This is a genomic window from Herbiconiux sp., from assembly GCF_023264895.1.
Lineage (GTDB): Bacteria > Actinomycetota > Actinomycetes > Actinomycetales > Microbacteriaceae > Herbiconiux.
Genome location: NZ_JAHFUY010000019.1, coordinates 14,688 through 33,783, shown reverse-complemented (window position 1 = coordinate 33,783; position 19,096 = coordinate 14,688). Strand labels below are relative to the sequence as shown.

19 protein-coding genes are annotated in these 19,096 nt (G+C 70.6%); 7 read left to right on the top strand and 12 right to left on the bottom strand.

Annotation, left to right across the window (positions count from 1 at the left end):
- Window positions 1-35: 35 nt before the first annotated feature.
- From Q0D57_RS03030 to Q0D57_RS02975, 12 genes are all read right to left on the bottom strand, one after another.
- A complete protein-coding gene (locus Q0D57_RS03030) occupies window positions 36-1,052 on the bottom strand; it encodes an NAD-dependent epimerase/dehydratase family protein (RefSeq protein WP_291037917.1) in 1,017 nt (338 codons plus the stop codon).
- Window positions 1,053-1,131: 79 nt separating this feature from the next.
- The gene (locus tag Q0D57_RS03025) at window positions 1,132-2,253 is read right to left on the bottom strand and encodes an alcohol dehydrogenase catalytic domain-containing protein (RefSeq protein WP_291037913.1); all 1,122 of its coding nucleotides are present in this window, start codon (window positions 2,251-2,253) and stop codon (window positions 1,132-1,134) included.
- On the bottom strand, window positions 2,250-3,107 hold the full coding sequence (locus tag Q0D57_RS03020; RefSeq protein WP_291037910.1) for an SDR family NAD(P)-dependent oxidoreductase: 858 nt from the start codon (window positions 3,105-3,107) through the stop codon (window positions 2,250-2,252). Before Q0D57_RS03020 ends, Q0D57_RS03025 begins: the two co-directional genes overlap by 4 nt.
- A gap of 70 nt (window positions 3,108-3,177) precedes the next feature.
- Window positions 3,178-4,569: an FAD-binding protein gene (locus tag Q0D57_RS03015; protein WP_291037906.1), complete on the bottom strand. Its 1,392-nt coding sequence runs from the start codon at window positions 4,567-4,569 to the stop codon at window positions 3,178-3,180.
- A 48-nt stretch (window positions 4,570-4,617) separates the two neighbouring features.
- Window positions 4,618-6,183, bottom strand: a complete 1,566-nt coding sequence (locus tag Q0D57_RS03010) for an FAD-binding oxidoreductase (protein ID WP_291037902.1) — start codon at window positions 6,181-6,183, stop codon at window positions 4,618-4,620.
- On the bottom strand, window positions 6,180-6,950 hold the full coding sequence (locus Q0D57_RS03005; protein ID WP_291037898.1) for a carboxymuconolactone decarboxylase family protein: 771 nt from the start codon (window positions 6,948-6,950) through the stop codon (window positions 6,180-6,182). The genes Q0D57_RS03010 and Q0D57_RS03005 overlap by 4 nt, the downstream gene beginning before the upstream one ends.
- On the bottom strand, window positions 6,947-7,867 hold the full coding sequence (locus tag Q0D57_RS03000; RefSeq protein ID WP_291037895.1) for an NAD(P)-dependent oxidoreductase: 921 nt from the start codon (window positions 7,865-7,867) through the stop codon (window positions 6,947-6,949). Before Q0D57_RS03000 ends, Q0D57_RS03005 begins: the two co-directional genes overlap by 4 nt.
- A gap of 20 nt (window positions 7,868-7,887) precedes the next feature.
- The gene (locus Q0D57_RS02995) at window positions 7,888-8,337 is read right to left on the bottom strand and encodes a carboxymuconolactone decarboxylase family protein (protein ID WP_291037891.1); all 450 of its coding nucleotides are present in this window, start codon (window positions 8,335-8,337) and stop codon (window positions 7,888-7,890) included.
- Window positions 8,334-9,257: an NAD(P)-dependent oxidoreductase gene (locus Q0D57_RS02990; RefSeq protein WP_291037889.1), complete on the bottom strand. Its 924-nt coding sequence runs from the start codon at window positions 9,255-9,257 to the stop codon at window positions 8,334-8,336. The genes Q0D57_RS02995 and Q0D57_RS02990 overlap by 4 nt, the downstream gene beginning before the upstream one ends.
- A gap of 3 nt (window positions 9,258-9,260) precedes the next feature.
- Entirely contained in the window at window positions 9,261-10,073 is an 813-nt protein-coding gene (locus tag Q0D57_RS02985) for an N-acyl homoserine lactonase family protein (RefSeq protein WP_291037886.1), read from the bottom strand.
- A 2-nt stretch (window positions 10,074-10,075) separates the two neighbouring features.
- Window positions 10,076-11,014 (bottom strand): NAD(P)H-binding protein, encoded by a 939-nt coding sequence (locus tag Q0D57_RS02980; protein WP_291037884.1) that lies wholly within the window; start codon window positions 11,012-11,014, stop codon window positions 10,076-10,078.
- Window positions 11,015-11,107: 93 nt separating this feature from the next.
- A complete protein-coding gene (locus Q0D57_RS02975; protein ID WP_291037882.1) occupies window positions 11,108-11,941 on the bottom strand; it encodes an SDR family oxidoreductase in 834 nt (277 codons plus the stop codon).
- Between the two features lie 209 nt (window positions 11,942-12,150).
- Between Q0D57_RS02975 and Q0D57_RS02970 the strand changes: the two genes are divergently transcribed.
- The 7 genes from Q0D57_RS02970 (at window position 12,151) to Q0D57_RS02940 (ending at window position 19,052) form a co-directional block, all read left to right on the top strand.
- Window positions 12,151-12,870 (top strand): GntR family transcriptional regulator, encoded by a 720-nt coding sequence (locus Q0D57_RS02970; RefSeq protein ID WP_291037880.1) that lies wholly within the window; start codon window positions 12,151-12,153, stop codon window positions 12,868-12,870.
- A gap of 114 nt (window positions 12,871-12,984) precedes the next feature.
- On the top strand, window positions 12,985-14,028 hold the full coding sequence (locus Q0D57_RS02965) for an ABC transporter substrate-binding protein (RefSeq protein WP_291037877.1): 1,044 nt from the start codon (window positions 12,985-12,987) through the stop codon (window positions 14,026-14,028).
- 97 nt (window positions 14,029-14,125) lie between these two features.
- On the top strand, window positions 14,126-14,986 hold the full coding sequence (locus tag Q0D57_RS02960) for an ABC transporter permease (RefSeq protein WP_291037875.1): 861 nt from the start codon (window positions 14,126-14,128) through the stop codon (window positions 14,984-14,986).
- Window positions 14,986-15,849, top strand: a complete 864-nt coding sequence (locus tag Q0D57_RS02955) for an ABC transporter permease (protein WP_291037873.1) — start codon at window positions 14,986-14,988, stop codon at window positions 15,847-15,849. The genes Q0D57_RS02960 and Q0D57_RS02955 overlap by 1 nt, the downstream gene beginning before the upstream one ends.
- Window positions 15,850-15,863: 14 nt before the next feature.
- The gene (locus Q0D57_RS02950) at window positions 15,864-16,760 is read left to right on the top strand and encodes an ABC transporter ATP-binding protein (protein ID WP_291037871.1); all 897 of its coding nucleotides are present in this window, start codon (window positions 15,864-15,866) and stop codon (window positions 16,758-16,760) included.
- Window positions 16,761-16,765: 5 nt separating this feature from the next.
- Entirely contained in the window at window positions 16,766-17,851 is a 1,086-nt protein-coding gene (locus tag Q0D57_RS02945) for a zinc-binding dehydrogenase (RefSeq protein WP_291037869.1), read from the top strand.
- A gap of 13 nt (window positions 17,852-17,864) precedes the next feature.
- Window positions 17,865-19,052, top strand: coding sequence for an FAD-dependent monooxygenase (locus tag Q0D57_RS02940; protein ID WP_291037866.1), 1,188 nt, complete (start codon window positions 17,865-17,867; stop codon window positions 19,050-19,052).
- The last annotated feature ends 44 nt before the right edge of the window (window positions 19,053-19,096 follow it).

The window sequence follows — 19,096 nt, the reverse complement described above, 5'->3', positions numbered from 1 at the left end:
GCGCGAAGCGCGCGGCAGCCTATCCCCTCAGCCGCTCACGCCCCCAACGACGGCGAAGGCTCATGCCCCCGATTCACCCCGAGTGCATCCACCAGCGACCGCAGCGCCGCCGTCGACGACACCGTCGGCTCCCACCCCAGCACCGCCCGAGCACGCGCCGTCGACATCACGGGCACCGACGTGGCGATGTCGATCCACCCCGGGTCCGACGCCTGCAGCCGCAGCCGCCACGAGACGTCCACGATCGCCCTCAGCACCTGACGACGCAACGGCACCGTGCGCGGGATCCCCAACGCCCCCACCACCTCCGATGGCCCCAGCACCGGCTCGGCCGCGATGTTGAACGCCCCGCCCGCACGCCGCTCGATGGCACGCCAGAACGCATCCGCCACGTCGTCGGCGTGCACAGCCTGCGAGATGAGGGAGGTGGGCAGCGGCAGCACGGGCAGCCGCTTGACGAGCGCGAGCAGCGGCACCGGGATGTGCCGGCCGGCGAACAGGTGCGCGATCTCCCGCGCGGCATCCGGCTGGAACACGAGCCCCGGCCGCATTCGCGTGAGCACAATCGACGGGTGCGTAGCCTCGAAGGCATCCATCTGCCGCTCGTTGATGGCCTTGTGCCTCGCGTAGTGCGAGGTGTGCACCCCACCCGTCGGCCAGTCCTCCGACACCCGCGCGTGCTTCGGCCCGAAGCTGTAGGCCCCGACCGACGACGCCACGAGCACGTGCGGCACCCCTGCCGCCGCAGCCGCGTCGAGCACAACTGCCGTGCCGTGCACGTTCGTGCGGGCCATCTCGGGCTCGTCATGGTTGGGCTGCAGCTTCCAGCCGAGGTGCACCACGGCATCCGCACCGCTGAACACGGCGCGCAGCCGGTCGGTGGCACCGCCCTCGGCGATGTCGAGCGGATGCCATTCCGCAGCCGAGTAGGGCGCCTCGTCGGCCGGTCGCCGGCGGGACACCCCCACGAGCTGCACCTCCGGCTCCGGCAGGGCCCGCCGGAGCAGTGCCGTTCCGAGATTGCCGCTGGCTCCCACGATGACGATGCGCATGGGACGAGTGTGCTCCGCCCGAGCCCGAACCGCTCGCGGGCGCCACCCAGAAAAGACCCGGGCGCGAGAGCCCGCGACCTCAGTGGTCGAAGACGATCACCCCGCACACGTCGTCGAGACTCCCCGAGCGATCACGTGCGAGGTCGAGCTCCTCGAGCGGGTAGCGCCGCGTCAGGATCGGCGCCGCGTCGAGCAGTCCCCGCTCGAGCAGCCCCGTGTAGCGCTGCAGGTCGCTCTTCATGTGCACCTGCCCGTTCTGCGAGCTCAGGATGCGCCGGCTCTGCAGCGCGGTCTCGACCTGCGGCAGCGGCAGCGTGGCCCCACCGATCTCGAAGCCCGTGAGCACCGTGCGGCCACCCCGCCGCGACGCCTGCACGGCGAAGGCCTGCGAGACCGCCGGGCCCGCGGCCTCGAGCACCACGTCGGCACCCCGGCCCCCGGTGGCGGCCCGCACGGCGGCGAGCGCCTCGGCGGCCTCCTCGGGCGTGGAGCCCGGATCGACGAGCACATCCGCGCCCAGCGAACCGGCGAGCGCGAGCCGCTCGGCGTGCGGCTCCACGACCGTGATGCTGCCCGCTCCCGCGAGCCGCGCGGCCTGCAGCATCCAGAGCCCCAGGTGCCCGGCACCCACGATGGCCACCGACTCCCCCGGCTGCACCTGTGCGACGTTGAACACCGATCCGACCCCCGTCGAGATGCCGCAGCCGAGCATCGAGAGCACGTCGGAGTCGAGATCAGACTCCACCGGGAACACCTGGTTGCCCGAGATCGACATGTACTCGGCGTAGCCGCCCACGCAGCCGGCGCACGAGATGCGCGCACCGTCGTCGCCCGCGGCGATGTCGGGGTAGATGCCACCGAGATCGAACAGCTCGCCGCACTGCCACGGCTCGCCGATGCTGCAGTAGTAGCAGACGCCGCACTCGGGGGTTCCCGGCACGACGACGCGCTGCCCCACGCGTACGCCGGAGACGGCCGAGCCGACCTCCACGACCTCGCCGATCGAGGCGTGACCGAGGATGGTGGGCGGGATCTTGTAGAGCTTGCCCTTCCAGTTCTTCACGTCGGTCGAGCAGAACGGGCTCGCGTGGGTCTTCACCACGACCCGGTGCGGATCGAGCGGCAGCAGGTCGACCTCCTCGATGGAGAACGGCTCCTTGATCGCGCGCAGCACACCGGCGCGCCCCCGCCACGTGGTCATGACGCCACCACCGGAGCCGCCGACGGAGCCGCCGAGAGTGCTGCAGCATCCTCGACCGGGTACTTCTCGAAGGCGGTGCGGATGGCGGTCTGCCGCCCCTCGACGATGTGCCACCAGTCCGGATGCGTGAGCGCGTACAGATCGTCGTTGCGGATGGAACGGGTCACGATCCGCCCCGCCTCGATCGGGTCGATCCAGCGGAGGTCGGCGGCGACGCCCTCCGAGATGTCGACGTCGGCGAGCCCGCCCGCGAGCTCGGCCGGACGGTTGCGGGTGCTGTTCTTGATGTTGGTGCGCACGGTGCCGGGCGCGAGGAGCGTGACGTGCACGGGCACGCCGTCCTCCTCGAGCTCGATCGCGAGCGCCTCGGTGAGCGCGGCCACGCCGTACTTCGTGACGGCGTAGGCCCCGCCGCCCGCCATGGGCGAGAAGGAGGCCATCGATCCGGTGTTCACGATGTGGCCGCCATCCGGGTTCGCCTTCAGGAGCGGCAGGAACGTGGTGACGCCGTGGATGACGCCCCACAGGTTGACGTCGATCATCCACTTCCAGTCGGCCAGCGAGAGGTCGGCGAGGCGCCCGAGCGCTCCGATGCCCGCGTTGTTCACGACGATGCCGACCGAGCCGAACCGCTCGATCACCTCGGCGGCGAGCGCCTCGACGCTCGCGGGGTCGGTGACGTCGACGCGGATGCCCGTGGCGCCGATCTCGGCGGCCGTCGCGTCGAGCGCATCCTGCTGCACGTCGGCGATCACGACCTGCGCGCCCTCGGCGATCAGCTGTTCGGCGATGCCGCGGCCGATGCCGCTGGCGCCGCCGGTGACGACGGCCACCCGTCCGGCGATGCTGGTCATGCGTGCACTCCTCTTGTACGTGGTCTACGCGTACGTGGTCTACGCGTACGCGGTCGTAGGTGGGTCTCTGTCAGTTCCCGTAGGCGAAGACGCCCGCCGGGTCGTAGGTTTCGCGCACCTGGGCGAGCCGGGCTGCGATGTCGGCGGGCCACAGCCGCGCGAAGACCTCGGGGCTCGGGTGCCCGGCCCAGTTGTAGTTGATCTCGTCGTGCGAGTAGTCGGCCACCGAGTCGTAGAGGGCGGGACCGGCCACGGGGAGCGCCTGGTCGTTGACCCCGGGGATGACGGCCGCGATGGTGAGCAGCGAGAACTGGGCCCCGCGACCGCCGATCGCGTTGGGCAGCGCGGCGTCGCGCGCGATGGCGCCGCCGAGGAGCCTCGTCTCGACGTTGGCGAAGGGCGCCTCGACATCACCGCCCGCGTGCTCGAGGATGCGCTCGACGTAGGTCTCGTCGATGTCATCGAGGAACTCGCCGCGCTCCCAGATGGGCAGCGGGCCGAAAGGCTCGGCGTGGATCGTGCCCACGTCGGTGAAGGGCATGACGTCGACGCCGTCGATGTAGACCGGCGCCACCTCGCGCATCGGGGCGAGCAGCTCGGCGCCCCGCGAGGAGAGTGCGGCCGCGTCGGCTCCCTGCTCCACGTAGGCGAAGCGGACGTGCGCGAGCGTGCGCCCGGCCAGCGGCTCGGGCACGCCGACGGGCGGCAGCCGCACGATCGACATGGAGGTGTTCGCCGACTCGGGCAGGCTCTTCGCCCACGGCAGCCAGGCGCGGTGCACGGTGGCGATGTCCTCCTGCGCGAAGAACAGGCCGCCGCCGTAGATCTCGGTGAGCTCGAGCGCCTCGAGAGTGAGCTCCGTGACGATCCCGAGGCCGACCTTGCCGCCCTTGAGCGCCCAGAACAGGTCGGGCTCGCTCTCGGCGCTCGCCACCACGACCGATCCGTCGCCGATCACCACGCGGAACGACACGGCGCGGTCGGCGGCCCAGCCGAGCGTGCGACTGAGCGGCCCGATGCCCCCGCCGAGCACGAGGCCCACGGCTCCCACGCTCGGGGAGGAGCCGGTCACCGCGGCGAGGCCGTGCTCGCCGAGGTGGGGCAGGATCCCCATCCAGCGCGCTCCCGCCCCGATCGTGAACGTCGGCCCCGTCGGCCCCGCCGGGTCGACCGTCACCGAGTCGAGCCGGTGGGTGCGGATGAGCACGCCGTGGTCGACACCCCGGTAGGAGCCGTGCCCGGTGGCCTGCACGCTCACCTCGAGGCCGTGCGCGGCGGCGAAGCGCACCGCCGCCTGCACGTCGGCCTCCGAGGTGGCGCCCACCACGTAGTCGGGCCGCATGGGCGAGAGCGAGTTGAAGCCGTCGATCTCGGGCTGGTAGCCCTCGTCGCCGCGCTCGAACAGGGGGCCGTTCAGCTCGGAACGGAGGGCGGAGAGATCCGCGTCGGAGACCTGGGGCATCGTTGCTCCTTGGGGAAGTGGGGAAGTGGGGAAGAGGTGGGTGGAGGGTCAGGGCTTTCGTCGGGAGGACGGCCAGATGCCGTGCCGGCCGGGCGAGAGGATGCCCTTGGGGTCGACGGCGTCCTTGATCCGCTCCACGAAGCGGCGGTAGGCGTGGTCGCCGAAGGAGAACTCGGCGGTCGCCTCCTCCATGAAGTCGAGGTGGGCGCGGTACTCGCCGTAGCCGAGCTTGCCCACCTCCCGGATCATCGTCTTCACGGTGGCGTAGGCGTTGCGGGTCTCGTCGACGTCGGCGGTGTTGAAGCCGAAGCCGCTCACCACGAGCGCGCTGCGCTCGCTCGAGACGCAGATGCCCACGAGGAAGCTGTTGCCGGTGTCGCGGGTCACGATCTCCTCGAGCGTGTCCATGACCTTCCGCATCTCGGAGCCGACGAGGGGCACGGCGGGCGAGAAGCCCACGTGACCGAAGTCCGGCGGCAGCGACTCGAGCATGTCGAGGTTCGGGATGCCCGCCTGCACCTTGTCGACGAAGTGCTCGATCTGGTCCCACTCGTCGCGCAGGTAGGTGCGGTGGTGGTCGACCCGGGATCCCTCGATCGCCGACCAGGCCTCGGTGATCTTCTCCACGTGCCGGGCCACGACGACCTCGTCACCCCAGACCGCGGTGCGCATGCCCCAGCGGCCCACGCCCGAGATGTCGGCGAGTTCGTCGAGCTGCTCGGGGCCGAGGGTTCCGCCGGCCTGCATCTGGCCGAGCAGCTCCGGGAAGTGCGAGGCGAGCGTGAGCGTGTTCTGCATCACGGGCACACCGCGGATGACGCCGTCGAGCCGGAGCTCGCGGAGGATGTCGATGGCCTGCTCGAGCTGGTGGTCGCGTGGCACGGTGAGGAAGAGCGGTGCGTAGGCCTCGGGCATCCGCATGAGCCAGTAGCCCATCTTCGTGACGATGCCGAAGTTCGACTGCACGAACAGCGGATCGAGCGACGGGCCGAGGCCGCGCTTGTAGGCGTGCCACGACTTCGAGTTCGGGATGCCGCCCATGCCTGTGCGCAGCAGCGACCCGTCGGCGAGCACGACCTCCATGCCGGTGGGGGCCTGGAAGTCGACGCCGAGCGGCAGGTAGGTCATGCCGCTGTCGAGCGAGTTGCCCACCACGGAGCCCCAGCCGAGGTCGGGTACCGAGATGAGGAGGTCGTCGTGCCCGGCCTCGGCGATCGCCGCGTGCAGGTCCATCCAGCTCACGCCGGGCTCCACCACGGCGTAGGCGAGCTGCGCGTTGATCTCGAGCACCTTGTTCATGCGGCGGAGGCTCACGAGCACCGATCCGGCCACGCGCGGCGAGGGGCCGCCGTAGCCGTTGTTGCGGCCCTGGGACGAGACCCAGAGCGGCACGCCGAGCTCGTCGGCGAGGCGCACGACGGCCTGCACCTCCTCGGTGCTCGTGGGGTAGAGCACGGCGGAGGAGTCGTAGGTGCGGTCGCCCTTGACCCAGTACGGATCGGAGTACTCGTCGCGGCCCGCGCGGTCGGTCACGACCGCCTCGTCGCCGAGCAGCTCGCGGAAGCGCGCTGCGGTTCCGTCGCTGAGCTCGTAGGGGGTGGTGTCGGGGGTCATGAGAGCTTCCGCGCCTCCTCGACGAGGATGGGAGCGGCCTCGAAGACACCGTGGATGCCGAGGGTCGCCGCGATCTCCATGACCTCCACGATCTCGGCCGCGGTGGCGCCGTAGCGCACCGCGTTCTCGATGTGGAGGCGGAGGCCGGAGGTGTAGAGGTGCGTCGCCGCCGTGTCGAAGGCGATGTACATGAACTCCTTGACCTTGGGCTCGAGCGTGCCGCTCACCCAGGGCACCGAGGAGAACTCGGTGTAGGCGTCGAAGAACTCGGGTGCGAGCTCGAGGATCTCGTTCCAGAACGAGTGCCAGTAGCCGCGCTTCTCGGTGAACTCGGCCTTCAGCCGCTCCTGGTACTCGTCGAGCTCGGCGGCCTCGGTGCGCTTGCCCTCCTGCTCGAGCACGTCGACGAGGATCGGCACGCCGATGTTCATCGAGTGGATGCCGAGGGTGGCGCAGCACTCCAGCACCTCCATGACCTCCTCGGGGGTCGCTCCGGCGGCGAGGGCACGGCGGATGTGACCGCGCACGGGCGGCAGGTAGAGGTGGGTCGAGTTCGCCGCCACGGCGAGGCGCACGAAGTGCTGCACCTTCTCCGGGAGTGCGCCGACCTTCGCGGGCACGCCCGCGAGCTTGGAGTAGGCGGCGAGGAACTCGGGGTCGAGGTCGAGCACGGCCTGGGTGCTGCCGTCCCACTCCCCGTGGGACTCCTCGTACTCGCGCCGGATGTCGGCTTTGCGGGTCTCGGCCTTGCCAGTCTCGTCGGTCACTTGCCGCTCCCTTCGTTCTCGCGCTCGCGCAGCCAGCGCGCCACCTCGGTGTGGTCGGCGGCGGGGCCCAGGTCGCCGCTCGCGGCGCTCCAGTGCTCCACGGCCTTGTCGCTCAGCGTATGCGGCACGCCGAGGCTCTCGGCGAGTCCGGTCGCGATCTTCATGTCCTTCAGCATCAGGCTCAGCCCGAAGCCCGAGTCGTAGGTCTCGCCCACGATGAAGTTCGGCCACTTCAGCTGCGTCGATCCGCTGCGCCCGCTCGAGGTGTTGATGGCCTCGAGCATGACGTTCGGGTCGAGACCGAACTCGATGCCCGTGAGCATCGCCTCGCTCGTCACCCAGAGGTGCGCGGCCGACATGAGGTTGTTGATGGCCTTGAGCGCGTGCCCGGCGCCGATGCCGCCGATGAGGGCGGGCTTGCCGAGCACCTCCAGCACGCCGACGGCGCGGGCGAGATCCTCCTCGGCACCGCCCACCATGATCGTGAGGGTGCCGGCGACGGCTCCCTTGACGCCGCCCGAGACGGGGGCGTCGATGAGGCGCGATCCGGCCGCGTCGACGACCTCGGCGAGGGCGCGCGTGCGGAGCGGCTCGGACGAGCTCATGTCGACGAACAGCGTGCCCGGGCGAGCACCGGCGAGCACGCCGTCCTCGCCGGTCAGCACGCTCTCGACGATGTCGGAGTTCGGCAGCATGAGGATGACGACGTCCGACTGCGACACGACGTCGCCCGCCGTCTCGGCCGCGGCACCGCCGGCTGCGGCCAGCCGCTCGCGGGCGGCGGGCGCGAGGTCGAACCCCACAACGGGGTAGCCGGCGGCCACGAGGCGCTCCGACATCGGGCCGCCCATGTTGCCGAGGCCGACGAAGCCGACGGTCTGCTTCACCTCGGGCTTCTTCACCTCGGGCTGATTCACTTCGGGCTCACTCACATCGCTCACAGCTCGCCGGCCGCCTTCATCTCGTCGAGCTTGGCCTCGGCCACGCGGAACGACTCCAGCGCCGCCGGCACGCCCACGTAGATGGCGGTCTGCATGAGGGTCGCCTGGATCTCGGAGATCGTGACGCCGTTCCGGATCGCGCCGCGCACGTGCACGCCCAGCTCGTGCGAGCGGTTGAGTGCCGTGAGCATCACGAGGTTGAGCAGGCTCCGGGTGCGGCGGTCGATGCCGTCGTCGGTCCAGACCGCACCCCAGCAGTACTCCGTGACGAGCTCCTGGATGGGGCGGGAGAACTCCGTGACGGCACCGAGTGAGCGGTCGACGTGGGCGGCCCCGAGCACCTCGCGGCGCACGTTCAGACCCGCCTCGTAGGTCTCACCCCGCGTGGCGTCGTGCTTCGAAGCGCTGCGAGGGGCATCCTGCTTCGTGGTCTCCTGGTCGGTCATGGCTTCTGTCCTTCGTGTCGTGGGGTCGATTCCGGCTCGTGCAGTCGCACGCGCCCCGAGACGTCTCCGATCGCGTCGACGACGGTGTTGCTGATCTCCTGGCCGTAGCCGAGCGACTGGGCGAGGCCGAAGCTCGCGAGCGGTCCGGCGGAGTTGAGCGAGGCGACGCCCAGCTCGTGCAGGTGGTCGACGTAGAGCACGACGTCCTTCATCATCAGCGCGTTCGTGAGGCCGCCCTTGAGGTAGTCGCCCGTGATGATCTTGGGGAACCGGTTGAGGGTGGCGAAGTTCACGCCCGAGCTGGAGTTCAGCACGTCGAGCACCGTGGCGAGGTCGAGCCCCGCCTTCTTCGCCGCCACCATGACCTCCGCGGTGGCCGCGAGGCTGATGGCGTTCAGGAAGTTGTTGAGCAGCTTCGTGCTGTGGCCGGCCCCCGAGTCCCCCATCAGGAAGACGTTCGTGGCGAAGTGGGCGAGCACGGGCTGCACCCGTTCGAGCGCCGCCGCGTCACCGCCCACCATGAGGGTGAGCGCGCCCTTCTCGGCGGCGGCCGCGCCACCGGAGATGCCCGCGTCGAGGTAGGCGACGCCGTGCTCGGCCAGCCGCGCGCTGATGCGCTTGGTGGAGGCGGGGGCGGCGGTGCTGAGGTCGACCACCACCGAGCCCTCGCGGAGCGCCGGGATGAACGACTCGTCCTCGAGCACGACCTTCTCGACCACCTTGCTGTCCGGCAGCGAGAGGAAGACGACGTCGCTCGCGCCCGCCACCTCCGCGGCCGAGCCGAGCGGCTTCGCGCCCGCGGCCTCCACGGCGGCCCGCTGCATGTCGAAGCCGAGCACCTCCACACCGCCGTCGACGATACGGCGGGTCATGCGACCGCCCATGTTGCCGAGTCCGATGAATCCGATCACGTCGGTCATATGTCAGGCGTCCTTCCGGAGGGTTCCGATGGTGGCGGAGATCCCGGCGAGCGGGCCCTCCTCCACGAGGGTGAAGCGATTGAGGGTGTCCGGATCGTGCCCGCTCACGAGGTGCTGCACGCCCGAGTCGAGGAGCTCCCGGATGCGGTCGAACCCGGCGTACATCGCGGGCAGGTCGGCCACGTAGGCGAAGGGCATGTCCTCTTCGAACTCCTCGTAGTAGTGCAGGGCGTCGGAGGCCAGCAGCACGTCGCCCTCGCTCGTCGCGATGCGGGCGATGGCCTGGCCGGGCGTGTGCCCGCCGACCTCGATCAGCTCGATGCCGGGCGCCACCTCGAACGACCCCTCGAACGCCGTGACCCTGCCCTCGTCGAGGGCCTGCCGCAGCGCGTCGATCTCCTCAGGCTCGGTCGACCAGCGGAACTGGGCGCGCGTTCCCATCGACGAGAGCCAGAAGTCGAGCTCGGCCTGCGCGATCACGATCTGCGCCTTCGGGAAGGCCGCGAGGTTGCCGATGTGGTCGTAGTGCGCGTGGGTGACCACGAGGGTCTGCTCCGCCGCCATGTCGATGCCGAGCGCGTCGTAGATGTCGGGGATCTCGGCCACGAAGGTGCGGTTGCGGTTCGCGCCGCCCTGCACCGAGAAGCCGGTGTCGAAGAGGATCGTGCGGTTCTCGTTGCGGGCGACCCAGACGAAGTAGTCCATGTCGATGGGCCCGTCGGGCTGCCCGTGCACGTGGTAGTTGAGGTAGACCTCGGAGCGGTGCCCGTGCCGGGTGCCGTACTTGACGACGGTGAACTCGTACTGCTCGCCCATCGTCAGGCCCCCTCGGGCACGATCTCGGGCACGGGCGGCCAGCCGGCCCGCCGCTCGAGCATGAGGTCGCGGAGGGTGCGCGGGGCTCGCCCCGTGAAGCGCTCGACCACGTCGGTGGTGCGGCCGAGGTGGCCGGCGCGGATCATCTGGCCGAAGGTCACCATGCCGTCGCTGGCCCACGGGACGGGCGAGTTCGAGAAGTCGCCCGTGGCGTCGCGCGGCACACCGAGCGCATCCCACATGGCGTACATCTCGTCGTCGGTGAGGTCGACGATCTGGATGGGCGCACCGCTCAGCTCGGCGATCATCTCGCCCACCTCGCGGTAGGTGAGGAGCTCGGGGCCTGTCACGTCATAGCCGGTGTTCGGCTCGCCCTCGCCCTTCAGCACCGCGGCGGCCACGGCGGCCACGTCCTCCCTGGCCACGAACGCCACCGTTCCCTCGCCGGCGTTGCCGATGCTCTGGCCGGAGGTGATGGCGATGGCCGCCTGGTTCTCGGCCATCGCGTCGGCGTACTGGTTGTTGCGCAGGAAGTTCCAGGTGATCCCGCTCTGCGTGATCAGGCCCTCGGTGAACTTGTGGTCGGCCACCTCCACCGAGTTGACCTCGGGGCGCTCGGTGCCGATGAACGAGGTGTAGACGATGTGCTCCACCCCGGCCTCTGTCGCCGCCTCGACCGCGTTGCGGTGCTGCGACTGCCGGCTCGGCCCCGCCTCCATGGCCGAGACCATGAAGAGATGCGTTCCCCCCTGGAACGCCGCCACGAGCGACTCCTTGTCGCCGTAGTCGGCCCGGCGCGTGGTCACGCCGCGCTCCCGCCACTCGCCGAGCGTCGACTCGTCGCGGCTGGTGACCACGAGCTGGTCCGGTCCGAGTTCTTCGAGCAGCTGCCGGGCGACTGCGCCCGAGACGTAGCCGCCCACTCCGGTCACGATGTACATGCGGTTTCCCCTTCGAAACTGCCGGACCGCGTCGTCGCGGTTCCGAGATCCATGGTTGCCCACGGATTGTATGATGTCAATATCGTATGACAATCAAGCTTCGAATGCGGCGATGAGGTCCGCATCCACGGGCGCCGGATCCCAGAGGCCCGCGCCGCCGCCCCAGCGGTTGGTGTTCTGCACGCTCGCGCCGCCGTCGACCGAGAGCACGGCTCCGGTCACGTAGGAGGCGTCGTCGCTGAGCAGGAACGCCACGGCCGCGGCCACCTCGTCCGGCTCTCCGGCCCGGCGGAGCGGAGACGTGCTCGCCCGCTTCTTCATGTCCTGGATGCCCGCCTCGCCGAAGATCGGCGTCGGCACGATCCCGGGCGCGACGCCGTTCACGCGCACGCCGATGGGCCCGGCGTAGACGGCAGCGCCGTGCACCAGCCCGATCACGCCGTGCTTCGAGGTCGTATAGGCGAGGAGGTCGGAGGCGCCCCGGAGGCTCGCGATCGACGCCGTGACGACGATCGACCCCGTGGTGCCGGTCTTCACGAAGTGGCGGAGCGCAGCCCGGGTGCCGAGGAACGGGCCGCGGAGGTTGACGGCCATCACGGCGTCCCACTCGTCGACGGTCGCGTCGGTCAGCTGGATCCGGGGCTTGCCGGCGATCCCCGCGTTGAGGTGGTGGAGGTCCGCCGATCCGAAGGTCTGGATGGCCGCCTCGAGGTAGGCGTCGACACCGGCTTCGGTCGAGACGTCGGCGCCCACGCCGATCGCCTCGCCCTCGAGCGCGTCGGCCGCGGCCTTCGCGCGGTCACCGTCGAGGTCGACGATCACGAGGCGCGCACCCGCAGCCGAGAGCCGGTCGACGACGGCCGAGCCGATGCCGCCGACGCCTCCCGTCACGATCGCGACCTTGCCTTCGATTCCTGCGTACGTCATCGTGCCGCCTTTCACTACCCCGGAGAACCGGTCGTTGCGGCCGCCGGATGCGTCGTCGCATCCGATCGTCTGCCGCAGATTGTCTGACGATAATATATTGTCAAGCGCCGGGTGCGCGGTGCAACCCCGATTCGCGCCGCCCCGCCTTCCGCTGGTCCATCACCGGCTCCCTGTATGATCGGCACACCATCACGCAGTTAGGACCTATGATGACCGCTCCCAACACCCTCTCCGCGGCCTGGTCGAGCGCCCATGTGGAACGCGTGGCGGCACCGCTGCGCGAGCAGGTGATCACCGCCCTCCGCTCGGCCATCCTCGACTTCACCCTCCGCCCGGGTCAGCGGCTCGTCGAGCGCGAGCTGATCGAGCAGCTCGGCGTCTCCCGCACCACCATCCGTGAGGCCCTCCGCGAGCTCACGAGCGAGGGGCTCGTGACGGTCGTCCCCCAGCGGGGCGCCATCGTGAGCGCCCCCTCGCTGGCCGAGGCGGAGGACCTGTACGAGATCCGCGCGGTGCTCGAGGCCATCCTCGTCGAGCGGTTCGTCGAGCGCGCCACCGACGAGCAGCTGCAGCGCCTGAAGGACGCGGTGGACCACTTCGCGACCGCCACGGCCGGCAGCAACGAGATCCGCGTCGTGCTCGACGCGAAGGACGTGCTCTACGTCGTGCTCATCGAGGGAGCCGCGAGCCCCGCCCTCAAGAACATCATCGAGGGCATCCAGGCCCGCGTGCGCATCCTGCGCGCCACCTCGATGGGCGAGCCGGGGCGCGCCGAGGAGGCCGCCGCCGAGCTGCAGGCCATGGCCGAGGCCGCGCTCCGCCGCGACGGGGCCCTCGCCGCACAGCTCTGCGCCACCCACGTGCGCAACGCCTCGAAGACGGCGCTCAAGAGCCTTCGGCTCTCGGAGAAGTCGGCCGACGCGACCTGAGCCGGCCGCCTCCGGCACCCCTCGGGCGGGGGTGGGGGGCCTTGACCATTCCGCCAGATCATATTATTGTCCGACAAAAGCCATGATCTGTCTCAATGGAGAGGACCCTTCATCATGCCTGCACGTCCACAGCACAATCTGCGCCTGATCCGCGCCCTCGCGGGAGTCGCCGCCCTCGGTCTCGCAGCGTCCCTCGCCGCCTGCTCCTCGGGCGGATCCTCCGGAGGCGATTCCGGCGGCAGCGTCGCCGACGAGGTGACCCCCGGCGATCCGTTCGCCCCCGAGACCACCGACGTCTCGCTCACCGGCATCAAGGGCCCAGGCACCATCCCGCTGCAGACCGCCGCCGACGAGTTCGGCGCCGAGTACGGCCTCACCATCGAGCCGTACTTCGTCGACAACAGCGGCGTGGCCGTCACCTCGGTGATCTCCGGCGATGCGGCCGCCGCGAACACGAGCTACTTCGGCGTCATCGACGCCATCCAGCAGGGCCTCGACCTCGTGGTGATCGCGGAGGGCTGGGCCAGCTCGCCGCTGACCAGCTCGCTCGAGACGCTGCCGTCCTCCGGCATCACCGAGCTCGCCGACCTCGAGGGCAAGACGGTCAACGTGATCTCGCTGTCGTCGAGCCACGCCATCAAGCTCCGCGACGCGATGCTGAAGGAGGGCCTCGACCCCGACGCCGTCGACTGGGTCGAGCTGCCCTACGGCGAGGTCGCCGCGGCACTCGAGCAGGGCACCATCGACGCCTCGAGCGCCGTGGGGCCGACCCTCGCGGCCGTGCGCGCCCTCGGCGGCGTCTCGGTCTTCGACTACGGAGCCGGCGACTACGAGGGCATGGCCGAGTCCGGCTGGGTCGCCTCGCGCGAGTTCGCCGAGGCCAACCCCAACACGATCGCCGCGATCCAGTGCTCGCTCTTCGACGCGCAGGGCGCCCTGGTCGAGGACCGCGCCTACTTCGAGGAGCAGTTCTCGGCCTTCCTCGGCGCACCCCCGGCGGTCGCGGCCGCCGAGGTGATGCTCGACTACCAGTCGGAGAACCGGCTCGACGAGATCCAGCGGAACGCCGACGTGTACTTCGAGAGCGGTCGCCTCACCGAGGAGTTCGACCTCACGGAGTACGTGCTCCCGGCTCCCGAGAGCTGCGACGCCGCGTGAGGCACCGGGGCGCCCTCACCACCGCGTGAGGGCGCCCCGCCTTCCCTCCTGACCTCCCCGCCCGACCGGCCGCATCCGTCCGTCTGGAGACCCGACCTTGGCGATCGCCACCCCTGCTCCCCCCGCCCCCACCACGGGGCCCACGCCGCCCCACGCGCCCAAGAAGCCGCGGAGCACCGCTCGCCGCAACGCCGTTCTCCGCGGGCTTGCCGGCGTCGTCGGGCTCATCCTGCTGCTCGAGATCGTGTCGCGCTCCGGGCTCGTCAACACCAACTTCCTCCCGCCGTTCTCGAGCGTGCTGTGGAAGGCCATCACCCTGTGGGGCGACGAGGTCTTCCGCGCCGACGTGCTCTCGACCCTCCTCACCTACGTCTACGGCATGCTCATCGCCTGCGCCATCGCGATCCCCGTCGGTGTCGTGCTCGGCATGTTCCGGCCCGCCTACCGCGGGGCCCGCGCGATCGTGGAGCTGATGCGCCCGATCCCGCCCGTGGCCCTCGTGCCGCTCGTGCTGCTCGTGCTGGGCGCGGGGCTCGAGATGAAGCTCGTGATCGTGGTCTTCGCCGCGATCTGGCCGATCATGTTCAACACCCTCTACGGCGTGCACGACGTCGACCCCTACGCCAAAGAGATGGCGCGGAGCTTCGGGGTGAGCCGCTTCGGCGTCATCCGCCGCGTCGTCATCCCCTCGGCCGCGCCCTTCGTGGTCACCGGCATCCGGATCGCGTCGTCGATCGCGCTCATCGTGGTGATCACGGTCGAGCTCATCGCCGGCGGCGCCCAGGGCATCGGCGCCTTCATCTCCCGGGAGCGCGCGTTCAGCGACGCCGAGAGCTATCTCGCCGTGCTCGCCGCCACCGTCACGGCGGGCCTCCTCGGCCTCGTCATCAACCTCGGCATCGGCTGGCTGGAGCGTCGCTTCTTCGGCTGGGACGCCACCGCGAGAGGAGGTGCGTGATGACCGTCGCACCCGAGAAGAACACCCGCAGCTCCGCCAAGGCCGAGCGCACCGCCCGCCCCGGGCGCCCAGGCCGTGGCCGCGGCGTGCTTGTGGCCCTCGGCTACTTCTTCATCCCGCTCACCGTGCTCGTCGTGCTCTGGCAGATCGCCACCACGGTCGCGCCGTCGCCCTTCTTCCCGCCACCCGTCGACATCGCCGAGAACCTCGTGAAGCTGCTCTTCGGCGGCGACGCGGTCTTCACCGAGGTGTTCTACAACGACTTCCTCTCGACCGTGGGGCGGATGCTCGCCGGCTACGCCATCGGCGCGGCCTGGGGCGTCGTGGTGGGCACGGCCATGGGCCTCAGCCAGGGCTCGCGCGAGACCGTGACGCCGATCGTGGAGTTCCTGCGATCGATCCCCGCCACGGCCACACTGCCGCTGTTCATCATCCTGCTCGGGGGTGGAGACGACATGCGCATCATCTTCATCGCCTACGGCGTCTCCTGGTTCGTGCTCATCAACACCGCCTCCGGTGTCGGCTCCATCCACCGCACCATGCTCGATCTCGGCAAGGTCTTCAAGATCTCGCCCGCCCGCCGGCTGTTCAGCATCGTGCTCCCGGCCGCGAGCCCCAAGATCTTCGCCGGCCTCAGGATCGCGAGCACCGCGGCGCTGCTGCTCGCGATCGTGTCGGAGTTCATCCTCGCCTCCAACGGCATCGGCTTCCAGCTGATCCAGGCGCAGGGCCGGTTCCAGCTGCTCAACATGTGGTCGTGGATGCTCGCGCTCGCCATCCTCGGCCTCCTCATCAATTTCCTGCTCGACGCCGTGGAGAACCGCGTTCTCGCCTGGCACAAGCTCTCCCGACAGAAGATCTGAAAGACGGTGCTCCCATGACCGACAGCCTTCCCACGACCACAGGCGCCACGAACACAGGCACCACGAACACAGGCACTTCGAACACCGCCACCGCGGCTGCAGCGCGCCCGGCCGGCACCGCTCCCGGCACGCCGGGCGCCGCGGTCGTCGTCGACCACGTCTCGCACACCTACGGGCGCGGCGACACGGCGCACCACGCCATCCACGACCTGAACTTCGAGGTCATGCCCAAGGAGTGCGTCTCGATCGTCGGCCCCTCGGGCGCCGGCAAGACGACCCTTCTCCGCACCCTCGCGGGGCTCCTGCAGCCGAGCGAGGGCGCCGTGTGGGTCAACGGCAAGAAGAACACCGGGGTGCCGGACGGCATGGCGATGGTGTTCCAGGACTACAGCCGCTCGCTCCTGCCCTGGCTCTCGGTCGAGAAGAACGTCGCGTTCCCGATCGCCGGCTCCTCGCTCTCGAAGCCCGAGCGCAAGGCGCTCGTCGACGAGGCTCTCGAGGCCGTTGGGCTGAAGGGCTTCGAGAAGCGGTACCCCTGGCAGCTCTCGGGCGGCATGCAGCAGCGCGTCGCCATCGCCCGCGCGCTCGCCTACCGGCCGAAGCTCATGCTCATGGACGAGCCGTTCGCCTCGGTCGACGCGCAGACCCGGGAGGGCCTCGAGGATCTCGTGCTCTCGATCCGCGATCGCTACGACATGACCATCCTGTTCGTCACGCACGACATCGACGAGAGCGTCTACCTCGCCAACCGCGTGCTCGTGCTCTCGCGCCCGCCCGCGACGCTCGTGGAGGACATCCGGGTGGAGCTCGCCGAGCCGCGCGACCAGATCACGACCCGCGAAGACCCCGCGTTCATCCACCTCCGCGGCCACGTCGCGCGCCTCATCCACAGCGGCGGGGATTCGGTCTAGCCGCCGTGCAGACCCGCGCCGCCGTTCTCACCCAGTTCGAGAGCGATTTCTACGTCGGCCCCATGCAGCTCGCCGATCCGGACCCCGGGCAGCTCGTCGTGCGCACGACGGCCGCGCCCTTCTGCTCCACCGACTGGATGGGCTGGCGCGCGATGCGGCGCAAGCAGCCGCCGGTCGTGCTCGGGCACACCGCCGTGGGCGTGGTCGAGCACGTCGGCAGCGCGGTCACCGGCTTCGCGCCGGGCGACCGCGTGGTGGTGGCCGGCACCCCGGAGTGCGGCGAGTGCTTCTACTGCGGCATCGGCCGGCCCGACCAGTGCTCGGTGCTGATGGACGGCTCCGACCCCGTCGTGGCCACCCTCCCCGACGGGCGCGACGTGCGGGCGGCCGGGCGCGTGGGCGCCTACGCCGAGCGGATGCTCGTGCAGGCCATCCAGGTGCACCACCTGCCCGACTCGCTGCCGGACGACGTCGCGTGCCTGCTCGGCTGCGGCGTCTCGACCGCGATCGGCGCCGTCTTCACGATCGGCGAGGTGCAGCCCGGCCAGTCCGTGGCCGTCGTGGGCCTCGGCCACCTCGGGCTCTGGGCCGTGCAGGCCGCGCGCCTCGCGGGAGCGGGCCGCATCATCGGCATCGACGGCCACCCCCGCCGGCGCGAGCTCGCCGTCTCGATGGGGGCGACCGACACCGTCGATTCCGGCAGCACGGATCCGGTGACCGCCGTGCAGCAGCTCACCGAGGGGCGGGGCGCCGACGTCGTGATCGAGGCCGCGGGGCCCGCGATCGCCACCCGCCAGGCGGTCATGATGGCCAGGCGGGCCGGCACGATCGTGCTCGCCGGTGTGGCCCACTCGGCCACCGAGGTCGACCTGCCCCAGCTGCAGCTCACGGTGCACGGCAAGCGCATCCTCGGCTGCCAGAACGGGCAGATCAGCCCGCACGCCGACATGCCGCGCTTCATCGCGCTGCTCGAGTCGGGCGAGCTCGATCCGAGCCCGTTCGTGACGCGCACCTACGCGCTCGACGAGATCGACACGGTCGTGCGGCGCTCGCTCGCCCTCGACGACATCACCGGCGTGCTCACGCCCTGACGGAAGGAACCCGATGGTCAGCACGACGGAGCCGGCGCACGTGATCGTGGCCGGGGCGGGACCCGTGGGGCTCCTCGCGGCGCTCGCACTGGCGCGCCAGGGCGTCACGGTCACGGTGCTCGAGCGCGAGACGGCTCTGAACGACTCGCCCCGCGCCGCCGTGTACCACTGGTGCGTGCTCGAGGTGCTCGAGAAGTTCGGGGTGCGCGCCGACGCCGAGGCGGAGGGCGTGATCGTGAAAGGCAACTCCTTCCGCCGGCCCTCCACCGACGAGTCGGTGTTCATCGGCAACTCCGTCATGGAGGGCGTGGTGCCCTTCCCCTACAACCTCAACCTCGGCCAGGGCGCGCTCGGGCGCATCTGCGTGGAGCACCTCGACGAGCTGCCGAACGCCACCGTGCTCTGGGGCGACGGTCTCGCCGCGATCAGCCAGGACGACGACTCGGTCACCGTCACCCTCGACTCCGGCCGCACGGTCACGGGCGACTGGCTCATCGGCGCCGACGGCGGGCGCAGCACGGTGCGGAGGCTCCTCGGCCTCGGCTTCCCCGGCATGACCTGGGACGACCGGTTCGTAGCCACGAACATCCGCTTCGACTTCGAGGCGCACGGCTACCACCGGGCGAACATGGTGATGGATGCCGAGCTCGGCTGCATCGTGGCGCTGCTCGACCGCGACGGGCTCTGGCGGGTGACCTTCGCCGAGAGCGAGGAGCTGCCGGAGGAGACCATCCCCGAGCGGATCGACGCGTTCATGCAGGCGTTCCTGCCGGGCGACAAGCAGTACGAGCTCGTGCAGTACTCGCCGTACCACATGCACCAGCGTTCGGCGGAGTCGTACCGGCTGGGCCGCGTGCTGCTCGCGGGCGACGCCGCGCACCTCACCAACCCCACCGGGGCGATGGGGCTCACGACCGGGGTCTTCGACGTGGAGCTGCTCGTCGACCGCCTCGGCGCCGTGGTCGCGGGCGAGGCCGGTGAGGAGGCCCTCGACGACTACGCCGAGCGCCGGCGCACGGCGTTCCTCGAGAAGGCCTCCCCCACCGCTAGCCGGTTCAAGCACCTCGTCTACGACGGCGTGAAGGCCGACATCGACGAGGCCTTCGAGCTCTACCAGCGGGTGGAGGGCGACCCCGTGGCCTCCCGCGAGTTCTTCCTCGGTGTGCAGAACCTCCGCGAGCCCGAGTTCCGGAGCGTCTGACTCCGCCGGCACAGGCCGGCTTGCCGGCTGACCAGGTGCAGGAG